Annotated in this window: 13 protein-coding genes and 3 pseudogenes; 4 read left to right on the top strand and 12 right to left on the bottom strand. The window is 37.6% G+C overall.

Features of this window, described 5'->3' with window-relative positions; all coding sequences use genetic code 11:
- Positions 1-64: 64 nt before the first annotated feature.
- The gene (locus PR808_RS09245) at positions 65-727 is read right to left on the bottom strand and encodes a hypothetical protein (protein WP_272539171.1); all 663 of its coding nucleotides are present in this window, start codon (positions 725-727) and stop codon (positions 65-67) included.
- A 198-nt stretch (positions 728-925) separates the two neighbouring features.
- On the opposite strand from PR808_RS09245, the gene PR808_RS09240 reads away from it, so the two are divergent.
- Together PR808_RS09240 and PR808_RS09235 are read left to right on the top strand one after the other, a co-directional pair.
- On the top strand, positions 926-1603 hold the full coding sequence (locus tag PR808_RS09240) for a DUF1963 domain-containing protein (protein ID WP_272539170.1): 678 nt from the start codon (positions 926-928) through the stop codon (positions 1601-1603).
- 454 nt (positions 1604-2057) lie between these two features.
- A complete protein-coding gene (locus tag PR808_RS09235; protein WP_272539169.1) occupies positions 2058-2624 on the top strand; it encodes a serine acetyltransferase in 567 nt (188 codons plus the stop codon).
- A 62-nt stretch (positions 2625-2686) separates the two neighbouring features.
- On the opposite strand, the gene PR808_RS09230 is transcribed toward PR808_RS09235, so the two are convergent.
- From PR808_RS09230 to PR808_RS09205, 6 genes are all read right to left on the bottom strand, one after another.
- Positions 2687-3790: a glycosyltransferase family 9 protein gene (locus PR808_RS09230; RefSeq protein WP_052219302.1), complete on the bottom strand. Its 1104-nt coding sequence runs from the start codon at positions 3788-3790 to the stop codon at positions 2687-2689.
- Between the two features lie 190 nt (positions 3791-3980).
- On the bottom strand, positions 3981-5459 hold the full coding sequence (locus PR808_RS20695) for a phage baseplate protein (RefSeq protein ID WP_272539168.1): 1479 nt from the start codon (positions 5457-5459) through the stop codon (positions 3981-3983).
- A 5-nt stretch (positions 5460-5464) separates the two neighbouring features.
- Positions 5465-6124, bottom strand: coding sequence for a DUF2612 domain-containing protein (locus tag PR808_RS09220; RefSeq protein WP_272539167.1), 660 nt, complete (start codon positions 6122-6124; stop codon positions 5465-5467).
- A complete protein-coding gene (locus tag PR808_RS09215) occupies positions 6121-7044 on the bottom strand; it encodes a terminase family protein (protein ID WP_272539166.1) in 924 nt (307 codons plus the stop codon). Before PR808_RS09215 ends, PR808_RS09220 begins: the two co-directional genes overlap by 4 nt.
- Positions 7045-8023: 979 nt before the next feature.
- Positions 8024-9031, bottom strand: coding sequence for a terminase small subunit (locus tag PR808_RS09210; protein WP_272539165.1), 1008 nt, complete (start codon positions 9029-9031; stop codon positions 8024-8026).
- 79 nt (positions 9032-9110) lie between these two features.
- The gene (locus PR808_RS09205; protein WP_272539164.1) at positions 9111-9614 is read right to left on the bottom strand and encodes a hypothetical protein; all 504 of its coding nucleotides are present in this window, start codon (positions 9612-9614) and stop codon (positions 9111-9113) included.
- 326 nt (positions 9615-9940) lie between these two features.
- On the opposite strand from PR808_RS09205, the gene PR808_RS09200 reads away from it, so the two are divergent.
- Positions 9941-10756 carry a hypothetical protein gene (locus tag PR808_RS09200; protein ID WP_272539163.1) on the top strand — a complete coding sequence of 272 codons (816 nt, stop codon included), beginning with the start codon at positions 9941-9943 and terminating at the stop codon, positions 10754-10756.
- 55 nt (positions 10757-10811) lie between these two features.
- On the opposite strand, the gene PR808_RS09195 is transcribed toward PR808_RS09200, so the two are convergent.
- The 5 genes and pseudogenes from PR808_RS09195 to PR808_RS09175 all read right to left on the bottom strand — a co-directional run.
- Positions 10812-11264 (bottom strand): lysis protein, encoded by a 453-nt coding sequence (locus PR808_RS09195; protein WP_272539162.1) that lies wholly within the window; start codon positions 11262-11264, stop codon positions 10812-10814.
- A 20-nt stretch (positions 11265-11284) separates the two neighbouring features.
- Positions 11285-11458 (bottom strand): hypothetical protein, encoded by a 174-nt coding sequence (locus PR808_RS09190; protein WP_272539161.1) that lies wholly within the window; start codon positions 11456-11458, stop codon positions 11285-11287.
- Complete coding sequence (locus PR808_RS09185) at positions 11440-11910, bottom strand: lysozyme (RefSeq protein WP_272539160.1); 471 nt, start codon at positions 11908-11910, stop codon at positions 11440-11442. The genes PR808_RS09190 and PR808_RS09185 overlap by 19 nt, the downstream gene beginning before the upstream one ends.
- Before the next feature lie 173 nt (positions 11911-12083).
- A pseudogene (locus PR808_RS20630) lies at positions 12084-12176 on the bottom strand (replication protein P); the annotation flags it as partial.
- Positions 12177-12286: 110 nt separating this feature from the next.
- Positions 12287-12526: pseudogene (locus PR808_RS09175) on the bottom strand (helix-turn-helix domain-containing protein); the annotation flags it as partial.
- On the opposite strand from PR808_RS09175, the pseudogene PR808_RS09170 reads away from it, so the two are divergent.
- A pseudogene (locus PR808_RS09170) lies at positions 12523-13170 on the top strand (site-specific integrase); the annotation flags it as partial. The pseudogenes PR808_RS09175 and PR808_RS09170 sit on opposite strands and share 4 nt — an antisense overlap.
- Position 13171: the final 1 nt, after the last annotated feature.

The following is a 13171-nucleotide window of genomic DNA, read 5'->3' as shown; positions in this document are numbered from 1 at the left end:
TAAACATATCATCGCCATAATACTTAGTGCTGTAGTTACATCCGTCTAAATTGTGCTGGCCACTTTAGAATAACTTAGGTTTCTTGCATTCATATATCTTTTTTTCTTTTGTTGGAAAAGTAATAGCAATTCCACTTTCACGTATGTAAGAAGTCTTTAAATTATCTACGTATTTTTCATCTTTCAACAGTGTGCGCTGTTTGCTTTCGCAAAACTTGATGAGGTCATTTTTATTGCACAAATTATTGAGGCATGGACCCTCTACAACCTTATTACCCGCCACTTCAGCCGAATCGCTTTTTATCCTAGAAGAAAAGGGTTTATCTCTGTCTTTAATCAGCTGAACTACTGCTGACTGCGAGCCAGTATAATCGATTGGCACAGTAAGAAATCTCAATCCATCTTCATAGGTTATCTTGCTCTGAACATGCAGCGTTTCAAAAATAATGTCATTTGTATCAAGCTTAGGGCATAAGGTCTCGGCAATATCATAATCTTCATTAATAAAACCCTTCGCGTATTCATCTGCTTGTTTTAGTAGTTTATTTCTGGCTTGACGCGATAACTCTTTCCCTTTTGCATCTTGGTAAATAGGATTGTCATAATTCGTGTAACTTTTATTCCAACTTTCTATACCAAAAATACACAGATCATTCCCCTCTGTAGAGCACCCAGTAGAAGTAATGGCTACAAGTACCAGGACGGCAATACGTGTGAATTTACACACTTTCACTCCTTAAAAGTCCTAATAATTCAGTTGGTAAGCAAAGACATTACTGTTAATTCTAGATTTAATCTTAAATATAACCTAAATTCAGGATATTTATTATTCATAAAAATCAATGCAAGGTAGTAATTACGAGATATAGTAAAAATAGCGCTATTTTAGAAACTAAAAAATATCTGCATACGCAAGGCTACAAACATGAAATCCAAGAGTGCACTAGTTTTAGAAGAACTCAGTTCTAAATTACGTCCCGCATCAGTGGCGCAGGTAGGAGGTTTTCGCCCTACAGCAGACCCCATTACATCTTGGTTTTTGAAAGGAGTCGCTCTACCGGGTGAAGGATTACCAGTCTGGAAAGGACTGCCAATGTTTCCACTTCTTCAAATCCGTATGGATGAGCTTCCCGTGATCCCTGAACAATTGAAGGGCATTGCACTCCTTGTGCTCTACCACAATATGGAAAGCCACCCGTTTGATAAACCTCATGGAGAAGGTTGGCTAATACGTGAATATACCACCCTTGAGGGACTGGAGTTATTGCCTGCAATAGACACGCCGTACCGTGCATTTCCGATTCGATGGTTGCATGTCAATGATGATGCTCCGGGATGGGAGGATGCCTGGGATATTATTGACCTTTCCGACGTAAACGAGGATGAGGAAGCAAGTGACTGCTTCTTTGATGATTTTAACCGATATAGAAGAACCAAAGTCGGAGGCTATCCGATGGAGATACAACACGGTGCGGGAATTCAAGATTTTGTCTTTCAGGTGGGATCAGAGGAAAAAGTAAACTGGATGTGGGCAGACAATGGTATCGGTTACTTTCACAAGTCACCAGAGGGAGTCTGGACGTTTTCATGTCAGTTTTATTAGAATAACATCTTCCCCCATGGATGAGAGAGTTCTCTCTGAAATTAAAATGAGAAGCTACTATCAGGTAGTTTCTCATCATTCCACCCTATTAAATACTCAATCAAATTTTGTTTGGTGCCCAGAGATGAATTTGAACCCACACAACCTAACGGCCCAGAGTATTTAAAATTCACGGTGATAAATCTATTTACAATTAGTTATAACACTCTCATTATAAGCAGGGATTAATACACAATAAAATCAATTAGATAGAAAAATTTCTCCTATAGTGAGAAATTCTTATTCTTACGCATAAGTTATTTATAACCCTTTAAGACCACAATCCTCTAAAAAAAATCCACTAAATCAGCTTTATAGTGGAGCATAACTTTTAGAAATACTTAATGACTGATAATATACATAATATGATTCCAATTCAGCGATATTAGCAAATCAATCTATAAGGTTATGTTCCATGAACTATATAATTATACTATTTTTTATAGTCACTTCAGACACAAAGGAGCTCAAAAAATTCTGGGAAGTTGAATTTTTAAATAATAAATCATTTTCGTGGATTAGATTACTTAAACGCATAGCCAAAGGAAATAGAGTTAATTTTATTTTCTGGTGGAGATTGGCAAACTGCATGCATTCATCAACCAATAAGTATTATAGACGTACCGCTAGTAAGATTCAAAATAAACTAATATATAAATACAATACTGAGATAGAACTAGGTGCAACCATTGGAATCGGATTAAAAATACACCACTACTCATCAATTATAATAACAAGACACGCTATAATTGGTGATAATTTTACCTGCTATCAAAATATAACAATCGGATGGAGAAAAAACCCTTACAGTATAGTAATAGGGAATAATGTCGTTATAGGTTGTGGCTCCACTATTTTAGGAGGGGATATTATAATTGGTAATAATGCAAAAATAGGTGCGATGTCACTAGTTTTGACAAATGTCCCTGAAAATTGTACATATATTACAGATATGAAAACGAAAATTATTTTTCATACATAACCATAACAAAAAATCATGTCTAGATGATTTATTAAATGCTAATTTATCTAGACACCCTTTTATCACTTTAAGGAATTCGACTCATTTAAATTATCATTGATTGCATCAATAAGTAACGAAACATCAAAATTATGAATATCATCACCGTCCTCAGTTTGGAGGTACTCATTTGTTGTCAATTGAACGGCCTTATCATTGTTTGGGCCAAACATGATATTATTATTTTGCGTACCATTATTTAACCTATTATTATAAATGCAATATTGTTTAATATTAAATGCGCTTGCTAAATGAACCATTGAAGTATCAACAGTAATTATAATATCTGCATTGCTAGCTAGAGCAAAAGATTCTCCTGCATTTCTGAATGGGTTTAAGGTAACATTATTTAGATCATCACATGAAAAATCACAGCCCAAATTAAAGAAGACTGTTTTATATCCTTCAAGCGTATTTAAATAAACAATAATTTTATTTATTTGCTCCATTGAAAGTGAACGAGCTGGGTGAGAACCAAAAGGATTGAAAACGACTAATTTATCAGTTTTTTTTATAGTATTAGCATAATCATGTGCAACTTTAAATTCATCACTTAAAAATGATAAGGAATACCCATAGCTATTATCATTCAACCTAATAATTTCAAGTATTTTCTTCATCCTTTCAGACAAGTGAGCATCACTATTATCATTTACTATATTTACATCAAAAATTGTTCCTTTAGGGTGACCAAAACTAATTGATTTCTTGGGCTTTAGCAAAAAAAGTGTTTTTAGTCTATATAAAACAGAATGATCAAAATCAAATGTATCAATAACCAAATCAATATCTAGTTTATTCAATTCAATGATAAGCTCCGGTATTTTTTTCTTATTAAATGAGTAAAACCCATCAGCTTCTATTATGCTATTAAATAAAAACCTTATTTTTTCCGGCCCAACAATAAATACTTTTTTGCCACTACGTCTGATTCTTTCAATCAATCCAGATGTAATAATAGAATCACCAATAGCCTGCGTATGCATAAAAAAGCATACATTATTATATTCAGCTATTGTTGAATCTCTCTCTCGATAACAGAAATTCATAAATAATAAGTTTAATTTTAGTTTGATTTTTTTTGTTTGTATGTTTCTATATCTATTGATTTTTTTTAAAATTTTCATAGTGCTATCATCATGAGTATTTAACTGTGTAATTTACAAAATCCATTCTGAATTATACAGTTATTTCATTAGACTTCCTTACATTTATTTTTCCGTATAAGTTTCACATTGAGTTGAATATTACGCATTAAATGCTGATACTAACTGACTCGATACCATCCCATCAACATGATATAGGCATTAGTCACTGTTAGTGCAGTTCCTGAACCGAGGTTTTCAGTATTTCCAGAATAGGTATGGGTATGTGACCCATTATTTGATGTTTCTCCAGTCCATGTTTTTGATGCATCAAAAAGTAATAGCATCCGCCATTAGAAGTTTCTGTGTGCGATGTAACATACCTAGTTGTCATTCTTGTGAAAGCCCCTGTTGCATATCCTGATGTGGTTGTATTTTTCCAAGCCTCAACATTATTAGCGAACTCACCTTTGATATTCATGGTGCCACGAGTATGTGTTTGCCCTCCACTACTTGCAGTCGTACCTGAATATTTTAATGATACTGCTGGGAGGTGACCTTTACCAATGGCCACTGAATCCGAACCGCCAGTTGTCAACACATTCGCACCACTTGCAGCAGCTAATCGAATGGTTTTATTTTCGCCGATGTATTGCCATTTCGTACCAGGGAATAAGGTATTGGGGTTCTTATTTTGTGCAAACCACACAACAATACCAATAGGGTAAATGGTATTAAGATTGACCGCATTTTGTAATGCATCGGTGACGGCCTTCTGGCTCATCACGTTCGTTATTGATCCGCCCGTTGATTGGGCAACACTGCTCGTATTGAGCTTAGCATTCAACCCGTTATTAAGTGCTGTGTTTGTTGCATAATCCCCCGATGGTTGATAACTCCCTTTTGGCTGATATCGCCCATCCCCTTCCGCTTTGGTGTAACTGTCACCTTTAAGCGCATAATTCCCTGCGGGGGCATAGTTGCCTTTGGGTTGATAGTTGGTATCAGACTCCGCTTTTGAATAACTATAACCTGCTGCTTGATAACTGCCTTTAGGTTGATACCTACCATCAGACTCTGCCTTTGTATAGGCATCCCCTTTTAAGGCATAGTCCCCTGATGGTTGATAGCTGCCTTTTGGCTGATATCGTGTATCCCCTTCTGCCTTCGTGTAGCTTTCACCTTTGAGCGCGTAATTCCCTGCGGGGGCATAGTTGCCTTTGGGTTGATATTTGGTATCAGATTCTGCTTTAGAATAACTGTAACCTGCAGGCTGATAGTTGCCTAATGGCTGGAAGCGCTTGTCAGATTCTGTTTTGTTATAAACATTAATATCACCCGCACTTAAATCTGCCTTCAGTTCTTGCCATGCCGTGCCTGCGACAGGTTCAACATTGTTATTTTCAATCTTCGACTGCCATGTTTTATTCTTATGATAAACAATGGCGCGAATAGGGTAAGGTTTGCCTTCTATCGCCCATTTAGGAAAACCAAAGCTTTGCAACTCGCCTATCGCTTCCGTGATATCGTGAAACATGCCGTTCATTTTTTCGCGTTCAATATCTTTCGCAGCCGGATCAGTTTGTTGGTCACGCTCATAATCGTAGCTATAGCCTTGCGTGTAAGAAACTGCACCATCAGCTTGCACATCATCGGGAATAGAAGTCCTGTCCCCTTGTGTTGCAAAGGGGATTTTAAATATTTTTGTCATGAGTTTTAGGCTCCGAAATTACTGCTAAGGAAGTTTTTACGGTATTGGCCGTGACCGAAGGCTTTCTTCGTCACGATACGGTATTTGACACCCACACCCGATGGGCGAGGCATAAGATCAAAGTTTTCAAGAAGGACCCGTAAACGTTCGTCCGGGTTGAAATTAAACACGTAATACAAATAGGTCATATCCAGCGGATCAAGCACGAATACTTTACTATCCGCCTGCCAAAAGAAGCGTTTAAGAAATTCGTTAATATTGGTGACCGTTGGGCTTTGCGTAAGATTAAAATAACGCATACGCACAATGAGGCGCTTTTGGTCTACCGTCAGTGATAGTGTGTAATCGGCATTGCGTCGAAAGTTGGCTTTAAAATTAGCGTTCTTTTTACCAAAACCAAAACCGATTTTCGTTTTATCACTCGGGGGAACATCAATTCCCAACGGCACATCAAGAATGCGCGCCCAAATATTCAACCCGAACTCATTCGCGGTATCGATATTAAACACATCACGATACCAATCACGCCAAAACTGGACAGTGGATTGTTCAAAATAGTCTGCTTTGTATTTAGCTAATGCCTTGAGGTTTTCCGCATCTTCATATTGCCAAAGGATCGCCTTTAATAAATCAGAATGAAAATCAAATGATTGGATTTTGCTCATACCAGCACCACCTGTACCGCACTGCGTTTGAGCCTTGCCACCTCATTCATTTTGATTTCATAGTTATTTGATGACCAGGCTTTGCCATCCGTTGAAAGTTCGACACGTGTAATAAACAACCGAGGCTCAACAGCATTGATACTGGCTGATATTTCGAAAGGTGATACATCGCGCCCCACCACTAAACCGCCCTCACCATCGATATCCCCATTTGACCATGACTCAACCGCGGCGGGAATAATCGTTTGTGCATCGACGGTGGCTTTTTTCACAGTCACACGACAAAACAAAACAATTTCTTTTGCTCTATCGAATTTAACGGGATAAATTTGGCCGCTGATAGTTTCCAGCACCTCAACTTCTTCACTACCGTTAAGCGCTTCTTTCGAGTTCTTTATCGGGTCATCAATAATACCGAGGTCAACTTTCTTACCCGTTAATGGACCACCGACCCCCGCACACACATAGCTGCCTTTGTGATTGGCAATGCCGAACTCGTCAGAGTTACGCTTAACGGAGATACCATTCTCAGGCTTGTTGCCTAACCAGCTCTTAGGAAATAGCACACGATATTCAGCCGACATCATGATCCGCTGAACATCGGTATTCATATCACCAGCTAAATCAGAGGAATACGATAACGCCCCAACCCGCATGTTCGGGTATTTTCCAAAGAAATAAGCGGGAAGATAGCGGGAAACAATATCAGACTTACCATGCTGTGGCGGTGCGCCTAATATTAACTTAGGGCGCTTTCCGTCCATCATATCAACCAAGAACTGGTCGAGCGCATCACACACCGTTTGAGAGAAATGGCTTGTGATGTATTCAGGATTTATATACTGAATAAATTCATGCAAACTACGGCGCGCTATCTCCCTTTCGATCTCTTCATCAAACAAACTGAAATCGATATTCATAGCCACACCTAAAATGGAATAAATAGCCCTTTCACCTCAAAATGACAGTGAAATGGAAAGTGAGGTTTTGATAACAAACTAGCAACAAATAAAAAGCCTAAATTCAGGAAGAACATTTAGACTTTTATCGGTTTGAGGCGACATTTTAGCTGAGTTGAAAAGTCGCAGGGCATGTAAGAGCCATTATGTTAAATAAGTATAATTATGAAAAAAACATCATCGATATAGACATATATATAAATTTCTTTATAATTTTCTTTTATCTAATTTTTCATAAGGAAATAAAATGGCTCCCTCCTCTAAACAAGCCAAGAAAAAAATAAATATAAAGAAGATTATCATTCCATTAATTATTCAATCTGTCATATTTATTCTTGCCATTATCCTAATCTGTTTTATGCATATAGGAAAAATAACTCTTGATACTCAAATTCATCCAATAATATCTTTCCTAGTTTATAAATTTTACGGTCTTGAAACTTTCTACTTTGGGTTATTTTTATTAATCACAGCCATAATTTTTTGCATTTCCCTTAGGTTTTACAATTTAAAATCTCAGTGCATCAATAAGTTAATTAAATATTCCGAAATAATTTTTTCTATTTTGATATCAGGAAAATTATGGGCATATTCTACACTATTGGGTTTCTTCTACTTAGCGCCTCATTATGTAACATTTATCCAAAAACCTAAAACCCACTGGCTATTGATTATAACCTTCTCAGCATTAGCAGTTTCATTAACCCTTTATTACCCTTATATCTGCAAAAAAATAATATATAGAAAAAGGTATATACATAAGAAAAAAACATAAATAAGTCATATGCAAATTGAACTCTCTAAACATAGTCATAAGGAATAGATAATATCTTTTCTTATGACTTATAAGATCAACATTCGAATCTCTTTAGATTGAAGTTTTACTATTATATCTAGAGCTCTATACTGAATCATTTTAATAATGATTCTCTATATATCATTATGTTAAGTAAGTAGAGTTAATTTTTCTCAATTGTAGGAGCTGCTCAAAACTCAAATGACTAAAGTCAATTCCTGTCGATTGAATAGGCACACCATCAGCACCCGTTATCTCAGTTTTGTTTTTAACCATCCCCAAATGCTGTGCAACCATTTTAAGCGCATCATCTTGATTACGAGTGATCACCTCGACACCAAACTTCCCCTCTTTCACACCAGCGAATAAAAGACGAGCGGCGCCAGTTAAGTCACGCGTATCATGAAAATGTGCACGGCCAATACCAGTGCCATTACATCGAGGACAATCGGGGTTAGGGTCTAATGTGTCATCGTAACCATAACCTCCAACATCTTGCGAAGGTGATTTACTTGCTGCCATGGCTTTTTTCACAGCATCGTCATATTCGACCGCATCACGCCACTGATAATTGAAACCAAAGCCCCAACAATGACGACAACATAATCGGCGATATTCAGTCAGCTCGTTAACGTCTGCAGTCGCAATATCCCACCACATTTTTAATACGGCATCTTGGGTTATTTGCGTTCTGCGTTCCCTATCTGCCAACGCGTCTGTAATTGCACGATTGACCTTAGCATTTCTGTACATCCGACTGGCACCAACATATGCAGTATTACCTTCGCCATTTCCACCGGCTCGCTTATAAGCTGCCGTCCGATTTAAATCGACAAGATACTCATTGACGAATCTGAACTGCATATCGTTAAGCCCGTAGTTGCACAGGTTAAACGTGTTTTCATCATTGTGCGCATTATCTTGTTCACTACTCTGCGCAGTTGGTATTGCACTATTATATATAGGCTCTTTTGCGCATTCTTTTTCGTGCGCAGTTTTTTGCGCAGATTGCGCAGCTGGCCTTTTAATATATCGTCGCGCAGTTGCGTAATTTAGTCCCTGGTCTTCACACCACTCTTTAGGGGATATTCCTGATTTAGCATGGTCAGACAGGAACTGTTTTTGTAGCTCGCTCCAATCCGGCTTAGCCATAATGTTTCCCTCATAACAAATTAAAAAACTCACCGTAGTGAGCTTTGTGATTTGCAATAAAAAACCCGCACTAGGCGGGTTAGCCTTGTATTAGTGAATCAATATATTCAAATAAAAATAAAGCATCTAATTTATTGATTTTATTAAAATATGATTTTTTATTTAATTTAAATTTTTCATTCTCATTAGTAGCCGGCCACTCTTTGCACCAACCATTCACTGCTCTATTTTTTTCAAACCATATAGCATCGTAACCATATTGTTTTGCAACTCTGTTTGCCTCTTTAGTTGTGCCGCCTTTTGTTCTGGTAGCTGTAACTATAAAATCACACTGATTTTCAATTAATTTCATGCATTCATTCTTTACAGCTTCAGGGTAGTCACCCATCGTTGTGATTCCCACCTTAAATCCATTTTTTCCAAAAATAGCTACTTTGTCATTTTCAGAATAATGGCTTTGCCTTGTCTCAATTTCAGAATAAGTTTTATCATTATTTAATATGTCAATCAGCAAAAGAAGTGTTTCGCTCTTGCCGCGCCGCCCTGCGCCAAAAACACCAAGAATTATTTTATTTAAAGCCATCAATTGTTACCTCCGCTTATTATTGACACTAACTATATACGCGGTGGAGACCTTGAAATCAATGCAACCACTTAATCATAATCAAATTTTTAGCGTAGGCGACTAGGAACTGTTGCTGTAGCGCCCCCCAATCCGATTTGGTCATCGTGTTATCTCCTATATAAATCTCTATCACCACCACTCAACGAATGACGTTTGCAGAGTTTTTTAAAATCACAATTTCTTCCACTGCATCACTATCTGGAAAATTATTGGCTGTTAAGTTATCCTTTTTGCATACATAAAAATGTAATTTCATTCATATATATTCATGGAGAAGATATAAAATGGACCCACGACTGATTGCGCTTAGAAAAAATATTGCCCTATGGGGTGCGCTCGCCTATGCATTTATAACCATTTTACCCATAGTTGCAAAATCGCCAGAATCGGTTCAAAAAATAACCACCCCTTTGGGAACAACAATATTTATTGGTTTAACTATCTCGTATTTTATAAACAAAATAATATCTAAAGAAACAAACTATGAGGTTAAGGAATTAATAAATAATAAATTTCCAAACTTAATATCAATGGAAAAAATAGGCCTAAAAAAAATAGAATATAATAACAATTTAAATTCATTAGGAATTGACATCATAGCCAGTGACGACCTATGTGTTGTTATGAATGATGGAAGAAACTTCCTATCTGTTAATGCTGGCGATTTTGCCAAAAGGCTCACAAAGGAAAACAAAAAAACTGTAGTTATACTTATAAACCCAGACTCTGACGCCCAATCATTTTTATGCAAAAAAAATAATAAGAAAACTGACTATTATAAATCAAAGATTGAATCATCTATAACAGAAATAAAATCATTTGCCATAAAGCTACCCACAACCAGTACTCTCACGATTTATTTAATCCCAACAATTTTATCACAAAATATTATTTTAACTGAAAGTTTAGCGCTGATTGGCATATACAGAAACGCCCCTGGGAAATCCAACCCGCCACCACAATTTATATACGAAAACTCATCTACAGATGGAGAGTATAAAAACATCCAAAACGATATCAATGAGTTAAAGAAAATTAAAGATGTAGAAACAATAAATGTCCAACCTATCTTAGATGAAGAGGCTATTTCTAAAAACTAGCCATCTTTTTAAGCTTGCTTGTTCTAACATATTATGGTTGATATACACACAACTACTAAGTGCTGTGGTATTCGGTATTAATGTAATCTTGCAGCCCTTTAATCATTTGCTCTGATTCTGCAATCCGCTGTCTGAGTAACCAATAATTTCGGATAGCGGAGTCAGTAGGTCTGGCGGTGACTGCATCATCCATGGCGGAGGTGGTAGTGTCTTCGGCTTTTTTACAACTGGCTTTGATGTACACGCGGTCAGGGTTACGTTCAGCAGCAATACGCAGCTTATCAATTTCACTTTTTGCATTTGTTAGCTCTTGAGTATGTTTAGTATCGAGTTTATGAAGCGCTTGAACACGCTCTTGATAATCTTCATTGATTTTGACTTGCTCTGTCAGCTCAACGAGTAGTTCGGTATTCTTGGTGTTTAGCTCACCTATCCTTTCATGTTGTTTCCACATTCCCCATAAGGCCACCCATGCAGCGATAAATAATAATGCTCTGACTTTATTCATGGCGGTTACCATATAGAAGATTAAAAATTAACTTGCCGACCTTTATAGTGATCGATAGCTTTCTGGCAGCGTTTTTCTAAACTGATCTTATCAATACCGCATGTGTTATCTGTCATACGGTAAGCACCAAAAACAATCATTGATATCGCAAGCAGCATAAAGAAAATTACAGCTACTATAGGTTTCCATGGCATATGGTCGCCTCCGCTTCTCTGCGATTAACTAGCCCACGCCATACCTTACCACCAGCGTAAACCCATTTATTAAGTTCTTCACAAGCACCGTATTGGTCACCTGCATTTAATTTTTTAAGCATGGTTGATTTAGCAAATGCACCGGTACCAACATTAAATGCAAATGAATAAAGAGCGGCTTTTGTATGTTCATTTACAGGAACTTTAACTAAGCGATCTACCTGCATTTTTGTTAATTCGAAATCTAATTCTAATATCTCATCGCATTCTTCTTTTGAATAAACTTTATTAGGAACAATGTCTTTCCCCGTATGCCCATAACAGACCGTTAACACTCCGCCCACATCTTCATAAGGCTCATATCTAACACCTTCAAAATGCGCGATCACCGTTAAAGCGATAGCCGAAGCCCCTGCGCCAACAAGCGCAGTTAATTTTTGTTTGAGTGACATTAGATATCCTTAGGGGCTTTCGCCATAAGTTCGGCGGCTTTTCGTGCGGTAGCTGATGGGTTTTGTGGATCGGTTTTATTAACGAGTTCTTCAAATAAACGTGTTCGCTTTCGCTGCTCTCGTCGATTCATAAAAAAGGTAGCAAGACCTAAAAGGATGCTAAACGCCAGCACCCATTGCCGTTTAGTTGCTGAAATATCGTCTTGATTTGAAAACACAGTATGCTTTGCCGCTGGAAAAATTTGCACTAAGTTATCAAACAGCATATCAACCAACTTTTCCGCATGTTCATTAATTCCAGCAGGTTTATTGATTGGCTGAATTAGGCTCGATAATTTTTTGCTATCTCTGGTTTCAATTGCTGATAGGAGACTTTTCATAGTGTGTTCTCCCACGCTTCAGGACTATTCCAATGAGCTTGTGCAGGCAAACAATCTTCACCTTGTGGAATTTCAGCAAATTTTAATACTAGCTTGTCCCACTGCTTGCGAAGTGTGCTTGGGCTAAGAATATTTTTGCACCAAAATGGGTCCTTATTTGCCCTATCAAACAACCGGCAAATCTGCCTATGCGACCTGCCATCAATTGTGCGCATCAAACGCACCTCATTGGCCCATAAGCCTTGTATCTGCTTCAAGATATCAATCAAATAACAGTGACAATGAAAGCAGTTATATCGTTGACCCTTTATCACCTAAAGAAGTCTCTGCCCTACTCGCTGCGGCAAGATATGAGCAATGGAAAAACTTATTCCAATTTGCCATTAATACTGGGTTAAGAAGTTCTGAATTATGCGCATTAAGATGGAGTGATATCGATTTCATAGAAAATACTGCACACGTGCAATCCGCCAGCGTCGTCGGTGTTATTAAGAAAACCAAAACGAAAGCCGGCACCAGAAAAGTTGAATTAAATAGTGAGGCCATAAATGCCCTAAATAACCAAAAGCAATTCACGTTTATGAAAGATAGTGTAATTTTCGAAGATCCGAAAACAAATAAAGCCTGGGCAGGTGCCGATGCAATCAGAAAAAAAGCATGGGTGCCAACGCTGAAGAAAGCGGGTATCCGATATCGTAATCCTTATCAAACGAGACATACCTTCGCTACACGACATATTAGCCAAGGCGCAAATCTGTTTTGGCTAGCTGGACAAATGGGGCATAAGGGACCTGAGATGCTGTTTAGGCATTATGGGGGTTATCTTAAGGAGTATGATGGGAGTGTGGTGAATAATGTTCGCCATTCCAATTCGATTTAAG

The sequence above is a fragment of the Providencia sp. PROV197 genome, assembly GCF_028479625.1.
Taxonomy (GTDB): domain Bacteria; phylum Pseudomonadota; class Gammaproteobacteria; order Enterobacterales; family Enterobacteriaceae; genus Providencia; species Providencia vermicola.
This window is presented reverse-complemented; position numbering and strand designations above follow the sequence as displayed.

Excerpts from the sequence above, each read along its gene's own strand:
- PR808_RS09235 (WP_272539169.1), top strand. The coding sequence starts at position 2,058 with ATGAACTATATAATTATACTATTTTTTATAGTCACTTCAGACACAAAG.
- PR808_RS09240 (WP_272539170.1), top strand. The coding sequence starts at position 926 with ATGAAATCCAAGAGTGCACTAGTTTTAGAAGAACTCAGTTCTAAATTA.
- PR808_RS09210 (WP_272539165.1), bottom strand. The coding sequence starts at position 9,031 with ATGGCTAAGCCGGATTGGAGCGAGCTACAAAAACAGTTCCTGTCTGAC.
- PR808_RS20695 (WP_272539168.1), bottom strand. The coding sequence starts at position 5,459 with ATGACAAAAATATTTAAAATCCCCTTTGCAACACAAGGGGACAGGACT.
- PR808_RS09190 (WP_272539161.1), bottom strand. The coding sequence starts at position 11,458 with ATGCCATGGAAACCTATAGTAGCTGTAATTTTCTTTATGCTGCTTGCG.
- PR808_RS09195 (WP_272539162.1), bottom strand. The coding sequence starts at position 11,264 with ATGAATAAAGTCAGAGCATTATTATTTATCGCTGCATGGGTGGCCTTA.
- PR808_RS09185 (WP_272539160.1), bottom strand. The coding sequence starts at position 11,910 with ATGTCACTCAAACAAAAATTAACTGCGCTTGTTGGCGCAGGGGCTTCG.
- PR808_RS09215 (WP_272539166.1), bottom strand. The coding sequence starts at position 7,044 with ATGAATATCGATTTCAGTTTGTTTGATGAAGAGATCGAAAGGGAGATA.
- PR808_RS09200 (WP_272539163.1), top strand. The coding sequence starts at position 9,941 with ATGGACCCACGACTGATTGCGCTTAGAAAAAATATTGCCCTATGGGGT.
- PR808_RS09205 (WP_272539164.1), bottom strand. The coding sequence starts at position 9,614 with ATGGCTTTAAATAAAATAATTCTTGGTGTTTTTGGCGCAGGGCGGCGC.
- PR808_RS09220 (WP_272539167.1), bottom strand. The coding sequence starts at position 6,124 with ATGAGCAAAATCCAATCATTTGATTTTCATTCTGATTTATTAAAGGCG.
- PR808_RS09230 (WP_052219302.1), bottom strand. The coding sequence starts at position 3,790 with ATGAAAATTTTAAAAAAAATCAATAGATATAGAAACATACAAACAAAA.